Genomic DNA, 14,897 nt, shown 5'->3' with positions numbered 1-14,897 from the left:
CCCCACCACGGACGACGCGACGGCCCGGGAGCACACCGCTCCGGGCCGTCCGGCGCTCTCGGACCCGGTGAGCGATCAGCCGGTCGCCGCCGCCGGCAGCTCGGAGGAGGCGCCCGAGCCGCCCGGCCGCACCGCCCGGCCGCCGCTCGACCCGCGCCTGGTCCGCCATGTCCGCGCCGCGCGCGCCCACGTGGCGCTCCAGGGGGTGCTCGGCCTCGTGCAGTCGGTGTGCGTCATCGTCACCGCGATCGCGCTCGGGCGCCTGGGCGCGGCCCTGCTCATCGACCGCGTCTCCCCGCTCGAGCACCCGGGGCTGCTGGTGGCCGTGCTGGTCGCGCTCGCGGTGCGGGCCCTGGCGGTCCTCGCCCAGCAGCGCACGGCGCATCGTGCCGCGACGGCCGCCATCGCGGACCTGCGCGGACGGGTCCTGCTGCACGGCGCTCTGCTCGGTCCGCGCCGCTCCGCCGGGCGCGGAGCGGACCTCACGACCCTCGCCACCACCGGGCTCGAGGCGCTCCGGCCCTACCTCGTCGGCTACGTCCCCCAGCTCCTGCTGGCCGCGACCGTCACGCCGCTGTGCTTCGTCGCGATCGCGCTGCTCGACGTGACGAGCGCGGTGCTCGCGGCCATCACGATCCCCCTCATCCCGATCTTCATGATCCTCATCGGCCAGCTCACGGTCGGCCGCTCCGAGGCGCTCCTGGCCGACATGCGCACCCTGTGGTCCCAGCTGCTGGATCTCGTCGAGGGGCTGCCCACGCTCCGGGCCCTCGGCCGGGAGAAGGGCCCCGAGCGCACGGTCGAGGAGCTCGGCGAACGGCACCGCCGCTCCGCGATGGGGTCCCTGCGCTACGCGTTCCTGTCCTCGATGGTCCTGGAGCTGCTCGCGACCCTCGGCGTCGCCCTCGTCGCCGTCAGCATCGGCCTGCGGCTCGTGAGCGGGGACATGAACCTCGCCGCGGGCCTCGCGGTGCTGATCCTCGCGCCCGAGCTCTACCTCCCGCTGCGGCAGGTGGGCCAGCAGTTCCATGCCTCGACCGACGGGCTCGCCGCCGTCGACGCCGCCTTCGAGGTGCTCGAGGAGCCGCTCCTGCCCGAAGGGGAGATCGAGGCGCCCGATCTGCGCACGGGCACGCTGGCGCTCGAGGGCGTGAGCGTGCGCTCGCGGGACGGCCTCGCGCCGCACGACGCCGCCCTCACGGTCGCCCCCGGGCGCCTGCTCGCGATCTCCGGACCCTCCGGGGCGGGCAAGACCACGGCCGTCCTGTGCCTGCTCGGGCTGCTGGCCCCCGATGCGGGGCGGGCCGTGGCGACCGCGCCCGGCCAGGCCCCGGTCGACGTGCTCGCGCTGCGGCGGGCGAGCCTGTGGGAGCAGGTGGCCTACCTGCCCCAGCGCCCCGTCGTGGGCCCGGGCACCATCCGCTCGGTGCTCGCCGACGCGCGCCCCGGTCTCGACGACGCCGACCTCGAGGAGGCCGCCAGGCGCAGCGGACTCGACCGCGTGGTCCGCGAACGCGGCTGGGACGCCGAGGTGGGGCGCGGCGGCACGGGGCTCTCGCTCGGCGAGCGCCAGCGGCTCGCGCTCGCCCGCGCGGTCCTCTCCCCCGCCCCCGTCGTGATCCTCGACGAGCCCACCGCCCATCTCGACGGGGCGAGCGAGGGCGTGGTCCTCGAGCTGCTCGCCCGCTGGCGCGGCGAGGGCCGCGCCGTCGTGGTCGTCGCCCACCGCAGCACCCTGCGGGACCTCGCCGACGACGTGGTCGAGCTCGAGCCCCGCCAAGACGACATGCCGGCCGCCCCTGGGGAGGTGCACGCATGAGCCCCACGACGTCCGACGCCACGGCTCCCGAGCAGGGCCCGAGCGCCCGCCACCGTCCCTCCGATCTCGCACGGGTCACGGCGATGCTCGCGATCCCCCGCGGCCGCCTGCTGGCGGCGATCGCGAGCGCCACCGCGACCCTCGCCTCGGCGTTCGCCCTCGCCGCGGTGAGCGCCTGGCTCATCACGACCGCCTGGACCATGCCGCCCGTGCTCGACCTCACCGTCGCCGTGGTCGCCGTGCGCGCGCTGGGCATCTCGCGCGGCGCGTTCCGCTGGGTCGACCGCATGACCACGCACGACGCCGCCCTGCGGGGCGTGGTGTCGCTGCGGACGCGCCTGTTCACGGCACTCGCGGCGCGGCCCGGCGATGCGCTCACGCGCCTGCGGCGCGGCGACCTGCTGGCCCGGCTCGGCGACGACGCGCAGGAGATCGGCGACCACGTGATCCGTGCCGTCGTGCCGGTCGCGGTCGCGATCGTGATGGGCATGGTCGCGGTCGCGACCCTGGCACCGCTCTCCCTCGTCGCGGCCGCCTCGATGCTGCTCGCCCTCGCCGTCGCCGGGCTCGTGGCCCCCCTCGCCTCCTATCGGGCGGCCCGTCTCAGCCAGGGCGCCGTGATCGAGGGCCGCGGCGCCGTCACCCAGAGCGCTCTCGAGGTCATCGACGACGCCACCGCGCTGCGGCTGGACGGCCGCCTCGACGAGGCGATCGCCCGGCATGGCGCCGCCCAGGACCGCTACGACGCCGCGATCGACCGGGCGGCCCTGCCCTCGGCCATCGCCGCGGCCTCCGTGCCCGCCGCGATGATCCTCGCCGTGCTCGGCTCCGTGCTGGCCGCCGGTCCGCTGTGGACGACGGGCACGGCGAGCGCCGGCGCGATCGGCATCCTGTTCCTGCTGCCGCTGTCGGCGTTCGAGGCCTCCGCCGCGCTGCCCGCGGCCGCCGCCCAGGTGGCCCGCTCCCGGGCCGCGGCGGCCCGCATCGTCGAGACCATCGGCCCCGAGGAGGCGGTCGCCCCGGCCGGCCCCGTCGGCGCCGTCCGGGAGCCGGCCGAGCATGGCCCCGGCGCACCGCACCTGCACGTACGCGACCTGGCCGCCGGGTGGAACGCCCAGGCACCGCGGGTCGAGCACCTCGACCTGGATCTGGGCCCGGGCAGCCGTCTAGCCGTCGTCGGGCCCTCCGGCGCGGGCAAGTCCACGCTCCTGCTCACGCTCGCCGGTCTGCTCGAGCCGCTCGCGGGCACGCTCGAGCTCGACGGCGCCGACCTCGCGACCCTGCCCGAGGACCGCGTGCGCCGCGAGATGGTCCTCTTCGCCGAGGACGCCCACGTGTTCGCGACCACGGTGCGGGAGAACCTGCGGGTCGCGCGCGGGGACGTGACCGACGAGGAGATCGAGGCGGCGCTCGACGCGGCCGGCCTCGCCCCGTGGGTGGCCTCCCTGCCCGGCGGCCTGGGCCACATGCTCGGACCGGACGGCACGACCGTCTCCGGCGGGGAGCGCCGACGCCTGCTGCTGGCCCGAGCCCTGCTGCGCCGCGCGCCCCTCACGCTGCTCGACGAGCCGACCGAGCACCTCGATCCCGAGCGGGCCCGCGCGCTCCTGCAGGGGCTGCTGACGACGGGCCCGGGCGCCCTCCTGGACCCCGCGTCGGCCGTGGTCGTGGTGACGCACGATCGCGCCGCCATCCCGCACGGGACCACAGTCCTGCACGTGGGGCCGAACACCTGATGCACTGGACCGAGCAGAGCCCCACCTCCTCCGGAGTCCCAGGAGACGACATGACCGCCCACGCCGCAGCACCCGCGCGCACCCGCATCCAGGACCTGTGCGCCGCCGTCCTCGCCGGGGGCGACCTCGAGGACCTCCTGACGCTCCTGACCGTACGGGCACGGGCCGATCTCGGCGCCGCGTCGAGCGCGCTCGTGCTCCCCGCGGGGCACGGCAGCTGGGCGGTCGAGCTGACGGACGGAGAGACGGGCGAGGCCCTCCTGGGCGAGGAGGTCCCGCCGGACAGCGGACTCGGCGCGGCCCTGCTCATGGGCGACCCGGACGCCGTGGAGTGCGCGGACCTGTCCTTCCTGCCGCCGCTCGCAGGCACGGGCACGCTCACCGCGCCCGTGGACGCCGGGCTCGACGGGATCGGCGCCCTGATCGTGTCGTTCGGTGACGCGACAGCGCTCGACGGAGCCGCACGCGAGCACCTCAACGCGCTCGCGACGCTCATCGGGCTCGCGCTGCGCGAGCCGGTCGACCCCGACAGCGGGGTCGACGACGAACGCGGCCGGATCGCCCGGGACCTGCATGACCTGGCGATCCAGGAGCTGTTCGCCGTCGGCATGGAGCTCGAGTCGCTCCAGCGCGACCTCCAGGAGCCGGGCGCGCGCGGCCTCGACCCGTCGATCGCGCGGTCCGTCGAGCTCTCCGTGCAGGGCGTCGAGCGGGCCGTCGCGCAGATCCGGCAGATCGTCCAGTCGCTGCGCCGCGATCGCCGCGAGGCCACGCTCACCGAGCGCCTGCGCCACGAGAGCGGGCTGGCCATCGCGGGGCTCGGCTTCGCCCCCAACCTGCGCCTGCCCACGGACCCCTCGCGCCTGGACCTCGAGATCCCCGACGAGATCGCCGAGGACATCGTGGCGGTGGTGCGGGAGGCCCTCGCCAACGCGGCGCGCCACGCCCATGCGAGCGCCGTCGCCATCTCGGTGACGGTGTTCTCCGAAGGGGTCGACCGCGTCGCGCAGGTGGACGTGTCCGACAACGGCCGCGGCATCGACCCCACGGTCACGCGGCGCAGCGGCCTGGCGAACATGTCGAGCCGGGCCCGGCGCCATCAGGGCTGGGTCGACGCGATCCCGCTCGAGCCGGGCACGATGATCTCCTGGCGGGTCACGCTGCCGCCGGTCTGACGCCGACGCGCGCCACGAGGTGCACAGGGCGGGGCGGTCACTTCCAGCCGGCGCGGCGGCGGGCGGCCTCGCGCGCGGCGACCTGGGTGCGTCGCTGCAGGCCCAGGGAGTGGAGGATCGCGGTGATGCGGTTCTTGACGGTCTTCTCGGCGATTCCGAGCTCGTCGGCGATCTCCCGGTTGGTGCAGCCGTCCCCGATCAGCTCGACGATGCGCTGGTCGGTGGCCGACAGCTCCTCCTCGTCCTCGGCCGGGCGGCTGGGCCACACCGTCTGGCCCTCGGCGATCTTCTCGATGGCCGCGACGATGTCGCGCGAGCGGGCCGACTTCAAGAGCATGCCCGCGGCGCCCACCGCACGGGACTCCCGCAGCGCCGCGTCGTCGTCGAAGGACGTGAGCACGAGCATGCGCTGCTCGGGGCTCAGCTCGCGGGCGCGCGTCATCACGTCGATGCCGGTGCCGTCGGGAAGCTGCAGGTCCACGACCAGGACGTCCGGGCGCACGGCGGGCAGACGGCGACGCGCCTCGTCGACCGTCGAGGCCTCGCCGACGACCGTCAGGGCAGGACTCGCGTCGATCACGGTCACGATGCCGCGGCGGACCACCTCGTGGTCGTCGACGATCATCACGCGCACAGGCGTGTCCGTGGTCCGAACGGTCATGGGGGTTCCCTTCCTGGTCGAGCAGCTGTCCCGACCGTACCCGAGGTTCGTCGATCGAGGGCACTCGACGCGGGGTGTCTCAGGCACTGGGAGCACGCCATCCGTGCCGCCCCGATCCGCCCGGAGCACCGCGGCCCCGCCCTGTATCGTGTGCGCACAGCCGTCCACGGACGACACCCGTGAACCCACGACGAGGCCGCCAGGTCGGCACCGATCTCCATCACAGCGAGGCGACATGGTCGATGTACCCCCCATCGATTTCACGGCGAGAGGAGTCCGGATCGGTGACAGGACCTACGATCCCGTGCCCGTATTGGCGCTGATCAGCACCTTCGGGGAGCCGGTGAAGCCCGCTCCCCCCACGCGGGAGGACGGCGCGGAGCCGCCGAGGAACCGTTGGCTGGTCTGGGATGCGCTCGGCATCCGAGCATCGACCGTCGACGGCGAGGCCGTCACCGAGCTGGACGTGAACCTGGTCGAGGACCCCGGCCATCTCGCGTCGGTGCGGCCTGAGATGCGACCGTACTTCGCGAGCGGCTCCTACCCCGGTGCGGTGAGCGTCCACGGGGTGTCGCCGCTCGACGCCGTTCCGTCGGACACGCTCGATCGGCCGCAGGACCCCGCGCCCCGTCACCTCGACGTCGTGATCGGCCGGGCGGCGAGCTGGCGTCTGCGCTGGCAGTGCGGACAGAAGAACGAGGAGCGTCCCTGGTGCACGGCACGGCGGATCGGGGTCCCGCAGCGCGGGCACGGCTCGCCCTCCTTGCCGTAGGCCGCGAGGGAGCGGGCGAAGAAACCGCTACGGCCTTCGACGTTCACGTAGAGGGCGTCGAAACTCGTGCCGCCCACCTCGAGCGCGCGCTCCATGACCTGGCGGGTCTCCTGGAGGAGGCGATGGGCCCGCACCTGGGACAGTGCCTCCCCCGGCGTGGCGTAGTGGGTGCGCGCGGCCCACAGGGCCTCGTCGGCGTAGATGTTGCCGATCCCGCTGATGAGGTCCTGGGCCAGCAGCAGGGACTTCACGGCTGCGCTGCGCGCGCGGAGACGACGGGCGACCGCGGCCAGGTCGACGGCGGGGTCCAGCACGTCGCGCGCGATGTGCGCGGCGTCGACGGGCAGCAGGGTGTCGGGGCTGCCGGCGGCGGCGAGCCGGCCGTCGGCCGAAGGGGCGAGCGCCGAGGTCCACATGCCGCCGAACAGACGCTGGTCGAGGAAGTCGACCTCCGTGCCGTCGTCCAGGGTCAGCGTGAGACGGCGATGGCGCCGCGGATCGGGGGCCGGGCCCTCTCCCGGCGGCTCGGCCGGGGCGGGCAGCTCGACCTCTCGCGCCCCGGCGCGGTCGCGCACGCGCAGCTGTCCGCTCATGCCGAGGTGGGTCATGAGGGCCACGTCGTCGGTGCCGGGGCCCTCCGCCAGACGCCACCACAGGAACTTGCCGCGACGGGCCACGGCGGTGATGCGTGCGCCCACGAGGTCGGCGGCGAGGCTCTCAGGACCGCCGTGCTGGCGGCGCACGGCGCGGGGATCGAGGACCTCGACCCGCTCGATGACACGGCCGTGCACGCGCGGCAGGAGGCCGCGGCGGACCACCTCGACCTCGGGGAGCTCGGGCATCGTCAGCCCCGGGTCAGGAGCGACTCGCCACGCTCGGCGAGCACGGCGCGCACGGCGCCGGCGGCGGCCGCGAGCTCGGCGTCCTTCTTCGAGGCGCCCTCGCCGGTCGCGGTCACGATGCCCTCGATCGTCGCGGTGGCCCGGAAGGTCTTGGCGTGCTCGGGGCCGGACTCCGTGATCCGGTAGACCGGCACGAGGGCGGCCTGGGCGGCGATCTCCTGCAGACGCGTCTTGAAGTCGTAGCCGGCCTCGAGCATCTCGTCGGAGTCGAGCATGGGCGCCAGCAGCGCGAGCACGTACCGGCGCGAGGTCGTCTCGCCGAGGGCGAGGTGGACCGCGCCGATCACGGCCTCCATCGTGTCGGCCAGGATCGAGGCCTTCTCGCGGCCTCCCGAGAGGTCCTCCCCGCGGCCCAGGCGGATGTAGGCGCCGAGCTCGATGCGGCGGCCGACGAGGGCGAGCGCGCGCGTGTTGACGATCGCCGCGCGGCGCTTGGCGAGCTCGCCCTCGGGCAGCTCCGGGTGGGTGCGGTAGAGCTCCTCGGTGGTCGCGAGGCCCAGCACCGCGTCGCCCAGGAACTCGAGCCGCTCGTTGTGGAGGGTCCCCTCGTGCTCGTACGCGTACGAACGGTGGGTCAGGGCGAGCTCGAGAAGCCCGGAATCACGCAGGATCCGGCCCTCCTCGGCGTCCAGAGGCAGGACCTCGAGCAGGGCGGCCGGGTCGGCGGCCTGCCGGCCGCGGCGCGACCGGGTCATCAGCGCACGTCCTCGTCCGCCTGGGCATCGGAGCCGGGCTCCGGATCGGCGAAGAAGCCCTGGAGCGCAGCGAAGCGGTCGTCGATCACGTCGTGGTGGTGGCCGGGCTCGTCCTCGAGGCGGATCCCGCACTGCGGGCACAGCCCCGCGCAGTCCGGGCGGCACAGCGGGGCCGTGGGGGCGGCGAGCACGAGGGCGTCGTAGATCAGCGGCCCGAGGTCGACCGTGTCGCCGTCGAGCACGACGACCTCCTCGCGCTCCTCGGCGGACATCTCGTGGGGGATCTTCTCGGGGTAGGTGAACAGCTCGTCGAAGCGGACCTCGATGTCGTCCTCGAGCGGGTCCAGGCAGCGCGAGCACTCCCCCGCCAGATGCGTGCGGGCGGTGCCGCCCGCGTAGACGCCTTCGACGACCGACTCGAGCGATCCCTCCACCTCGATGGGGTCGCCGGCCGGGATCCACATCGCGGCCGGGGCCTCGGGTGCTGCGGGCGCGGTGACGGTGCGGGAGATGTCGCGGTGCGCGCCGGGGCGACCGATGAGGTCGACGGCGTCGAAGCGGAGGTCCGGCAGGGGGGTGGGGGTCTCGGTGGTGCTCACGTGTTCAGGATACGGGGGCGGGCCGACGTTCCCCGGGTCTCAGTCGTCCTGTTCGCGATCGGCGAGAGCCGCGCGCAGAGCGCGCGCGGAGGCGACCGGGAGCATGTCGTCGACGTCGCCGCCGAGGGCCGCCACCTCCCGCACGAGGGACGAGGAGATGTGGGCGAGCGAGGCGTCGGTCAGCAGGAACATGGTGTCGACCTCGGCCAGGTGCGCGTTCATGCGCGCCATCGGCTCCTCGTAGGCGAGATCCACCTGGGACCGCAGGCCGCGCACGACGGCGCGGGCGCCGAGCTCGCGGCAGAAGTCGACGAGCAGGCCGGAGGGCAGCGGGCGCGCCTGGACCCGGTCGGCGAGCGCCTCCGCCTCGAGCACCTCGGAGATGACGGCGCAGCGCGTCTCGAGGTCCAGCAGGTTCCGCTTGGACGGGTTGTGGGAGACGGCGATGACGACGCGACCGGCGAGGTCGGCGGCCCGCCGCGCGAGATCGAGATGACCCCGGGTGAAGGGGTCGAAGGAGCCGGGCAGGACGACGGTGCTCATGGCATGAGGGTATCCACTCGGGGTGGTCGTGCGGCAGCAGGAGCAGGTCGCCGGAACGCCCGCGCGCGGAGCCCCTTCCGGTCGCTCGTCGCGCGGAGTCGCAGAAGGAGGCGGAGTCGTCGAAGGAGGCGGAGTCGTCGAAGGAGGCGGAGTCGTCGAAGGGGACCGACGCGGCTGTAGACCGAATCATCTACAGTCGGTAGGCTCGGGCCATGAGCGAGAGCACCACGATCCGGGTCAGCCGTGCCACGCGCGATCTTCTCCGTGACCTCGCGGAGCGACGGGGTGAGACCCTGACGGAGACCGTCTCCCGCGGCGCACGCCTGCTCGAGCAGGAGGCCATCGGACGCGACCTCGCCGCTCCCCTCCATGACGACGAACGTGCCTGGCTCGATGCTGACGCCGGGTGACGTGGTCGACCTCGATCTCGGTGCGCCCGCGGGCGCCGAGGCGGGCCTGCGCAGGCCCGCTGTCGTCATCACGGCCGATCGCGTACTCCAAGGCGGCCCGAACGTCGTGCAGGTGGTCCCTCTCACCCGCACCCTGCGTGTCAGCGGGTCCGAGGTCATCATCGAGCCCGACGAGCACAACGGTCTGCGCGCCGCCTCGGCGGCACAGTGCCAGCACATCCGTTCCGTCGCCACGACCCGCGTGAGCGCACAGCTCGGCAACGTCGGCCCGGTCGTGCTCCGACAGATCCGAGGGATCGTGGCGATCATGATCGACGCCTGAGGCTGTGGCGCGGCGAGGCGGAGCCCGGGCGGGCGCACCGCGCCCGTGGACAGCGCAGCGGTGTCTCGAGATCAGCAGACCCTGGTCATGTCTCCGCGGAGGGCCCGCCGTACTGCACCACCGTCTCGCCGTAGGACTTCGTGCCGTCGTCGGCGAATCCGCGGGGCCAGGTGAGGCTCGTCGATCGCGACGACCGCTCGACGACGACCACCGCGTCCGGTTCGAGGGCCGGCGCGAGCGCTGCGACGAGCGACTCGACGGCCGAGGTCGGGACCTCGTACGGCGGGTCGATGAAGACGAGCCCGAAGGGGTCGACGCGACCGGCGGCGACGTCGGAGGCGAGTACCGCGACGACGGCCTCGGCGCGTGCCGAGCGCACGCGGCAGCGCATGGCGATGCCCAGCTCGCGGGCGGTGCGGCCGATCTGACCTGCGGTCCGGGCGTGGGCCTCGACCAGCTCGGCGTCGCGGGCTCCACGGGAGAGCGCCTCGAAGGCGAGCGCTCCCGTGCCGGCGAACAGGTCGAGCACACGACGGTCGGCGATCGCGTCCCATCCGGACAGGCGCGAGAACACCGCCTCGCGGACCCGGTCGCTCGTCGGGCGCGTTCCGGATCCGGGAGGGCCGGGCACGGTGCGACCTCCCAGGGCGCCGGCGATGATGCGGGGCATGTCAGCTCCTCTCCACGTCGGGGTCGGCGTCGCGCAGACGGTCGTCGACCGCCTCGGCGAGGCCCGGATGGGCGTCGAGGTCCGCGTCGACCGCGACGAGCGCCGCCGCGGAGGTACGCGCGGCCTCGATCACCTCGCTGTCATGGAGGACGTCGAGGTGGCGCAGCGTGCGGTGCAGCCCGGACTGCTGGGAACCGACGAGGTCGCCGACACCGCGCCGCTCGAGGTCGAGCCGTGCGAGCTCGAAGCCGTCCTGGGTGCCGGCGATCCGGCCCAGGTGCTCGAGGCTCTCGCTGCCAGGCGCGGCCGTCGTGGCGAAGAAGACGATCCCGGGGTGCTCGCCGCGGCCCACACGTCCTCGCAGCTGATGGAGCTGGGAGACCCCGAAGCGCTCGGCGTCCAGGACGACCATGGCGCTCGCGGTGGGCACGTCCACGCCGACCTCGATCACGGTGGTCGCCACGAGCAGGTCCAGCTCCCGATTGGCCATCGCCTGCATGCTCCGTTGCTTCTCCTCGGCCGGGAGGCGTCCGTGGAGCATGCCGATGCGGACGTCGGCGAAACGGGGATCGGCGCGCAGCCTCTCGTACGTCTCCTCGACGCCGCGCGGCGCGCCGCCGCCGTCGGGGGCCACGGGCGCCTCGGTCTCGTCGGCGTCGTTGATGCGAGGACACACGACGAAGGCCTGGCGCCCCGCCCTGACCTCCTCGAGCACGCGCTCCCACATGCGGTCGTGCCAGCTGCGCTGGGTCTCGGGAACCACGAAGCTCGTGGTCCCGGCGCGCCGGCTCGGCATCTCGCGCAGCGACAGCACGTCGAGGTCCCCCACGATCGCGAGCGCCGCGGACCGCGGGATGGGAGTGGCGGTCATGACCACGACGTGCGGGCTTCGACCGTCCGCGCCGCGCGTGCGCAGCCGGCGGCGGTGGTCCACGCCGAAGCGGTGCTGCTCGTCGATCACGACAAGGCCCAGGGAGGCGAACTCGACGGACTCGGTGAGCAGGGCGTGCGTGCCGACCACGAGCCCGGCCTCCCCGCTCGTCACGTCGAGCAGGGTCTCTCGCCGTCGCGCCACCCGCTGGGAGCCGGTGAGCAGCCTGACCCGCGTGGCCTCGGGCACCCCGTCGATGCGCCCGGCCCGGCCCAGCTCCCCGAGCAGCTCCATGATCGTGCGATGGTGCTGCTCGGCGAGCACCTCGGTCGGCGCGAGCAGCGCGGCCTGGTGGCCCGAGTCGACGGCGCGCAGCATCGCCAGCAGCGCCACGACGGTCTTGCCCGAGCCCACATCTCCTTGGAGCAGGACGCTCGTGGGCATGTCGCGCGAGATCCGCTCCGCGATCGCGGCCGCGACCTCCTCCTGTCCCTGCGTGAGGGTGAAGGGCAGACGGTCGCGCAGCAGCCCCTGGAGAGGCCCCTCGGCCCGGAGCGGCGGGGCGGGCGTCAGCTCGTCGGCGGCCCGACGCTGCGCGAAGATCGTCTGCAGCACGAACGCCTCCTCGAACGCGAGGTGGGCCATGCCGCGGCGGGTGTCGTCGATCGTGTGCGGGGCGTGCAGCGCCGCGAGCGCCTCCTGCAGGGACGGCAGGCCCTGCTCACGCAGGATGTCGGAGGGGATGACGTCGGGCAGCAGGGGCGCGAACTCGAGGGCCGAGCGGAAGGCCTGGCGCATCGCGGCCTGCGTCACCCGGCCGCGCAGCGGGTACACGGGGATGGGCCGCATCGCCTCGTCGATCGTGTGGTCCTCGTCGAGCACGACGTAGTCCGGGTGCACGATCTGCCGCTCGCCGTTGTGGTTGCCGACGGTGCCCGAGACGTGGATCCGCACACCGGGACGCAGGTTCTTACGGTGCCAGGCGACGAGATGCGCCTTGGCGAGGAAGAAGGTGAGGGAGATGGCGTCGGTGCCGTCGTCGATCAGCACGGACAGGATCGATCCGGGGCGGTTGCGCATCGAGCGATCACGGACGTCCCGCACGGTCGCGACGGCCGAGACCTCCTCGCCCTCGGTCATGTCGCCCAGGAAGTTCAGCGGCCCGGGGACGACGTAGCGGTTGGGGGGCAGGCGCAGCAGGTGGCCCAGGTCCGCGACGCCGAGGGTCCGGGCCGCCTTGAGCTCGCGCGCCGTGAGCATCTCCGAGAGCTCGGGCACGCCGCCGGTGCGGCGAGGAGCGCGACGCATCGTCTCCTCGTCCCCGCTCATGGCTCTCCTCGATCCCGATCATCCGTCGCCCGGTCATCGCCCATCGTGCCACCGGGGTCGGACAACTCAGCGCGTCATCCACACGCGCCGCCGGCGTCCGAGGGGCGTCAGGCCCGCTCGGAGTGCCGTTGTGGCAGACTCCACAGGCCCCGGCGGCTCGCGAGGTGGGGAGGGCGCGAGCGATGGGCTACAGTGGTCAAGTTGCCTTGCGCGCCGGATCCTTCGATCACGCCCGATGCCCCTGTGGCCCGGGATGAACGGCAGAGCGGATGCCGGGGCCACCCTCAGCGAATCGATTCTTCAGGAGACTACCGTGGCTTCTACGTGTGAACTCTGCGCCAAGGGCCCGAGCTTCGGCAAGAGCGTGTCCCACTCGCACCGCCGCACCTCGCGCCGCTGGAACCCGAACATCCAGACCGTGCGCGCCGTCATCAACGGCACCCCCAAGCGTCTGAACGTGTGCACCTCGTGCCTCAAGGCCGGCAAGGTGCAGCAGATCAGCGCCTGATCGCATCCAGCATCATCCGCGGCGTCGTCCGCGGACCACGAGGGCCTCTCCATCGGAGAGGCCCTCGTCGCATGTCCGGGCGCCGTCGCGGCGCATGTCCGACGAGGTGTGTTCCGAGCAGCCAGGAGGGCGCGCTCGGGCACTGCGCGTGACAAGCCTGAGCCGCCGCGCCTGCACAGATGTGACGCTGAGAGCCGCAGCCCCCCGAATTCGGAGGGCTGCGGCTCTCAGCGTCACACTCGTGCGGGGCCGGACTCCCGCGCACGGCTCCCACACTCTCCCGCATGTCCCGTTCGACCCGCGCCGGCTCCCTCTCCACGGGCAGTAGTCGGGACGGCTACGCCCAAGAGCGGCCTGCATAAACCCGTTGGTGGGGCCGAGTCGCCCCGCTAGGGTCGGCCGCATGACGGCGAACCTCTCCTCGGCCACCGCCGCGGTCCTCCAGCACTTCCGATGGGTGGACGGCGATGCCGACACCTGGAACATGCTCAGGGACCCCTCGGCGCTCAGCGCCATCGTGGCCGAGCTGGCCCGGCTCAGCGCGCCGGAGCGGCCGGACCTCGTCGTCGGCATCGAGGCCCGAGGATTCGTGCTCGCGCCGATGGTCGCCCTGACCCTGGGGGTCGGATTCTCACCGATCCGCAAGGGCGGCGCGCTGTTCCCCGGGGACACCGCCACCATGGAGAGCTCACCCGACTATCGGGGCCGCACGCAGGTCCTCTCGGTCAGGACCGACCACCTGGGCCCCGGGATGCGGGTCTCGCTCGTCGACGACTGGGTCGAGACCGGCAGCCAGGCGATCGCCGCACGACAGCTGATCGAGTCGACCGGCGCCGAGCTCGTGAACCTGTCCGTCATCGTCGACGAGGCGGGAGAGGAAGCCCACGCCGGGCTCCCCGTCATCCGCTCCATCGTCAGCGGCTCCGCTGTCCCCTGACCACCTGCCGTGGACGAGGGGAACTGCCACGCTCGCCCCGCTCCTTGCTGAGAATTGTTGCTCTGCAGGTCAGCGCGCCGTCTGCGGGCCTCGTTGACCTGTGTGCCGACGTTCCCGGCGGTGATGCCCGGAGAAGTTGGTCAGCCGGGTGATCCGTGGATGACCTCCGATCGCGACGTTGGCGCGGTCGTGATCGCAGCAGCGCAGCCGTCCGCCAGGTCGGTGCCATCGCCGGACTCCCACGCACGGCTCCTACACTCTCCCGCATGTCCCGTTCGTCCCGCGCCGATCTGACCGCCTTCCGACGTGCGCTCAGCGCGGAGCACACCGAGGTGGCGGTGAGCGATCTGGACGGCGTGCTGCGGCGATTCGACCCTACCCTCTGGACCGACCTGGCCGATCTCACGGGCCTGCCCGCGCCCACCGTCTTCGGCGCGATCCTGGGCAACCCCGCTCTGCACGACGTCGTGCGGGGACGTGTCACGCATGCCCAGTGGCGCGCTCGCGCGACGCGGGACCTGCGAGCTGAGGGGGCCGGCTCGGCGGCGGCTCAGCGTGCCGTCGAGATCTGGTCCACGACTCCGGCGACCGTGGACCGGGAGGTCCAGGGGGTCCTCGACGACGCCCGCGACCACGGCATGGCGGTCTTCGTGTTCACCAACGGCACCGATCGAGTCCGCGCCGAGATCGAGGAGCTGGGGCTCTCAGCCCAGGTCGGCGCCGACGGCACTCACCTGCTCAACTCCGTCGACTTCGGCGCCGCCAAACCCGAGCAGACGGCGTACGCCGCGGCGCATGCCCGGATCGAGCACGTGCTCGGGCGCCATGTCGAGCATCGCGCCGTGGCCTTCCTCGACGACAGCCCCTCTCACGTCCGGGGCGCCGAGACCTTCGGCTGGCAGGCCGTCCTGCACCGCGCCGACTGACCGGCCGCAGTTCCGAATGGCT

General features: G+C 73.6%; 15 protein-coding genes and 1 pseudogene. 9 read left to right on the top strand and 7 right to left on the bottom strand.

Going from position 1 to position 14,897, the window contains the following annotated elements:
- The first annotated feature begins 67 nt into the window (after window positions 1–67).
- Genes cydD through BRM3_RS10770 form a run of 3 tightly spaced genes read left to right on the top strand, consistent with a single transcriptional unit; the run spans window position 68 to window position 4,730 of the window.
- The gene (gene cydD, locus BRM3_RS10780) at window positions 68–1,819 is read left to right on the top strand and encodes a thiol reductant ABC exporter subunit CydD (protein ID WP_263593316.1); all 1,752 of its coding nucleotides are present in this window, start codon (window positions 68–70) and stop codon (window positions 1,817–1,819) included.
- Window positions 1,816–3,555 (top strand): thiol reductant ABC exporter subunit CydC, encoded by a 1,740-nt coding sequence (gene cydC, locus BRM3_RS10775; RefSeq protein ID WP_263593315.1) that lies wholly within the window; start codon window positions 1,816–1,818, stop codon window positions 3,553–3,555. Before cydD ends, cydC begins: the two co-directional genes overlap by 4 nt.
- A gap of 50 nt (window positions 3,556–3,605) precedes the next feature.
- On the top strand, window positions 3,606–4,730 hold the full coding sequence (locus tag BRM3_RS10770; RefSeq protein WP_263593314.1) for a sensor histidine kinase: 1,125 nt from the start codon (window positions 3,606–3,608) through the stop codon (window positions 4,728–4,730).
- Window positions 4,731–4,767: 37 nt separating this feature from the next.
- Here BRM3_RS10770 and BRM3_RS10765 read toward each other — a convergent pair whose 3' ends face one another.
- Window positions 4,768–5,391 (bottom strand): response regulator, encoded by a 624-nt coding sequence (locus BRM3_RS10765; RefSeq protein WP_263593313.1) that lies wholly within the window; start codon window positions 5,389–5,391, stop codon window positions 4,768–4,770.
- On the opposite strand from BRM3_RS10765, the pseudogene BRM3_RS15195 reads away from it, so the two are divergent.
- Window positions 5,318–5,914: pseudogene (locus tag BRM3_RS15195) on the top strand (DUF7738 domain-containing protein); the annotation flags it as partial. The gene BRM3_RS10765 and the pseudogene BRM3_RS15195 overlap by 74 nt on opposite strands.
- A 107-nt stretch (window positions 5,915–6,021) precedes the next feature.
- Here BRM3_RS15195 and mutM read toward each other — a convergent pair.
- The 4 genes from mutM to coaD are packed head-to-tail and all read right to left on the bottom strand — an operon-like array spanning window position 6,022 to window position 8,902.
- Window positions 6,022–7,005: a bifunctional DNA-formamidopyrimidine glycosylase/DNA-(apurinic or apyrimidinic site) lyase gene (mutM, locus tag BRM3_RS10760; protein ID WP_263593312.1), complete on the bottom strand. Its 984-nt coding sequence runs from the start codon at window positions 7,003–7,005 to the stop codon at window positions 6,022–6,024.
- Between the two features lie 2 nt (window positions 7,006–7,007).
- Window positions 7,008–7,760 carry a ribonuclease III gene (gene rnc, locus BRM3_RS10755; RefSeq protein WP_263593311.1) on the bottom strand — a complete coding sequence of 251 codons (753 nt, stop codon included), beginning with the start codon at window positions 7,758–7,760 and terminating at the stop codon, window positions 7,008–7,010.
- Window positions 7,760–8,359 carry a YceD family protein gene (locus BRM3_RS10750; protein WP_263593310.1) on the bottom strand — a complete coding sequence of 200 codons (600 nt, stop codon included), beginning with the start codon at window positions 8,357–8,359 and terminating at the stop codon, window positions 7,760–7,762. Before BRM3_RS10750 ends, rnc begins: the two co-directional genes overlap by 1 nt.
- A 39-nt stretch (window positions 8,360–8,398) precedes the next feature.
- Window positions 8,399–8,902 carry a pantetheine-phosphate adenylyltransferase gene (gene coaD, locus BRM3_RS10745; protein WP_263593309.1) on the bottom strand — a complete coding sequence of 168 codons (504 nt, stop codon included), beginning with the start codon at window positions 8,900–8,902 and terminating at the stop codon, window positions 8,399–8,401.
- Between the two features lie 212 nt (window positions 8,903–9,114).
- Between coaD and BRM3_RS10740 the strand changes: the two genes are divergently transcribed.
- Complete coding sequence (locus BRM3_RS10740; RefSeq protein ID WP_263593308.1) at window positions 9,115–9,312, top strand: hypothetical protein; 198 nt, start codon at window positions 9,115–9,117, stop codon at window positions 9,310–9,312.
- On the top strand, window positions 9,272–9,634 hold the full coding sequence (locus BRM3_RS10735) for a type II toxin-antitoxin system PemK/MazF family toxin (protein WP_263593307.1): 363 nt from the start codon (window positions 9,272–9,274) through the stop codon (window positions 9,632–9,634). Before BRM3_RS10740 ends, BRM3_RS10735 begins: the two co-directional genes overlap by 41 nt.
- A gap of 85 nt (window positions 9,635–9,719) precedes the next feature.
- Here BRM3_RS10735 and BRM3_RS10730 read toward each other — a convergent pair whose 3' ends face one another.
- Together BRM3_RS10730 and BRM3_RS10725 are read right to left on the bottom strand one after the other, a co-directional pair.
- On the bottom strand, window positions 9,720–10,304 hold the full coding sequence (locus BRM3_RS10730) for an RsmD family RNA methyltransferase (RefSeq protein WP_263593306.1): 585 nt from the start codon (window positions 10,302–10,304) through the stop codon (window positions 9,720–9,722).
- A 1-nt stretch (window position 10,305) separates the two neighbouring features.
- A complete protein-coding gene (locus BRM3_RS10725; RefSeq protein WP_263593305.1) occupies window positions 10,306–12,504 on the bottom strand; it encodes an ATP-dependent DNA helicase RecG in 2,199 nt (732 codons plus the stop codon).
- Window positions 12,505–12,817: 313 nt separating this feature from the next.
- Between BRM3_RS10725 and rpmB the strand changes: the two genes are divergently transcribed.
- From rpmB to BRM3_RS10710, 3 genes are all read left to right on the top strand, one after another.
- Window positions 12,818–13,012, top strand: coding sequence for a 50S ribosomal protein L28 (rpmB, locus tag BRM3_RS10720; protein ID WP_263593304.1), 195 nt, complete (start codon window positions 12,818–12,820; stop codon window positions 13,010–13,012).
- Window positions 13,013–13,415: 403 nt separating this feature from the next.
- Entirely contained in the window at window positions 13,416–13,949 is a 534-nt protein-coding gene (locus tag BRM3_RS10715; RefSeq protein ID WP_263593303.1) for a phosphoribosyltransferase family protein, read from the top strand.
- Window positions 13,950–14,215: 266 nt separating this feature from the next.
- Window positions 14,216–14,875, top strand: a complete 660-nt coding sequence (locus BRM3_RS10710; protein ID WP_263593302.1) for an HAD family hydrolase — start codon at window positions 14,216–14,218, stop codon at window positions 14,873–14,875.
- Window positions 14,876–14,897 lie beyond the last annotated feature (22 nt).

Origin of the sequence: Brachybacterium huguangmaarense, assembly GCF_025725725.1 — a bacterium.
GTDB classification, from domain to species: domain Bacteria; phylum Actinomycetota; class Actinomycetes; order Actinomycetales; family Dermabacteraceae; genus Brachybacterium; species Brachybacterium huguangmaarense.
This window is presented reverse-complemented; position numbering and strand designations above follow the sequence as displayed.

Bases quoted from the DNA above. Each gene is read 5' to 3' on its own strand.
- cydC (WP_263593315.1), top strand. From the start codon at position 1,816: ATGAGCCCCACGACGTCCGACGCCACGGCTCCCGAGCAGGGCCCGAGC.
- BRM3_RS10770 (WP_263593314.1), top strand. From the start codon at position 3,606: ATGACCGCCCACGCCGCAGCACCCGCGCGCACCCGCATCCAGGACCTG.
- BRM3_RS10765 (WP_263593313.1), bottom strand. From the start codon at position 5,391: ATGACCGTTCGGACCACGGACACGCCTGTGCGCGTGATGATCGTCGAC.
- mutM (WP_263593312.1), bottom strand. From the start codon at position 7,005: ATGCCCGAGCTCCCCGAGGTCGAGGTGGTCCGCCGCGGCCTCCTGCCG.
- rnc (WP_263593311.1), bottom strand. From the start codon at position 7,760: ATGACCCGGTCGCGCCGCGGCCGGCAGGCCGCCGACCCGGCCGCCCTG.
- coaD (WP_263593309.1), bottom strand. From the start codon at position 8,902: ATGAGCACCGTCGTCCTGCCCGGCTCCTTCGACCCCTTCACCCGGGGT.
- BRM3_RS10740 (WP_263593308.1), top strand. From the start codon at position 9,115: ATGAGCGAGAGCACCACGATCCGGGTCAGCCGTGCCACGCGCGATCTT.
- BRM3_RS10735 (WP_263593307.1), top strand. From the start codon at position 9,272: ATGACGACGAACGTGCCTGGCTCGATGCTGACGCCGGGTGACGTGGTC.
- BRM3_RS10730 (WP_263593306.1), bottom strand. From the start codon at position 10,304: ATGCCCCGCATCATCGCCGGCGCCCTGGGAGGTCGCACCGTGCCCGGC.
- BRM3_RS10725 (WP_263593305.1), bottom strand. From the start codon at position 12,504: ATGAGCGGGGACGAGGAGACGATGCGTCGCGCTCCTCGCCGCACCGGC.
- BRM3_RS10715 (WP_263593303.1), top strand. From the start codon at position 13,416: ATGACGGCGAACCTCTCCTCGGCCACCGCCGCGGTCCTCCAGCACTTC.
- BRM3_RS10710 (WP_263593302.1), top strand. From the start codon at position 14,216: ATGTCCCGTTCGTCCCGCGCCGATCTGACCGCCTTCCGACGTGCGCTC.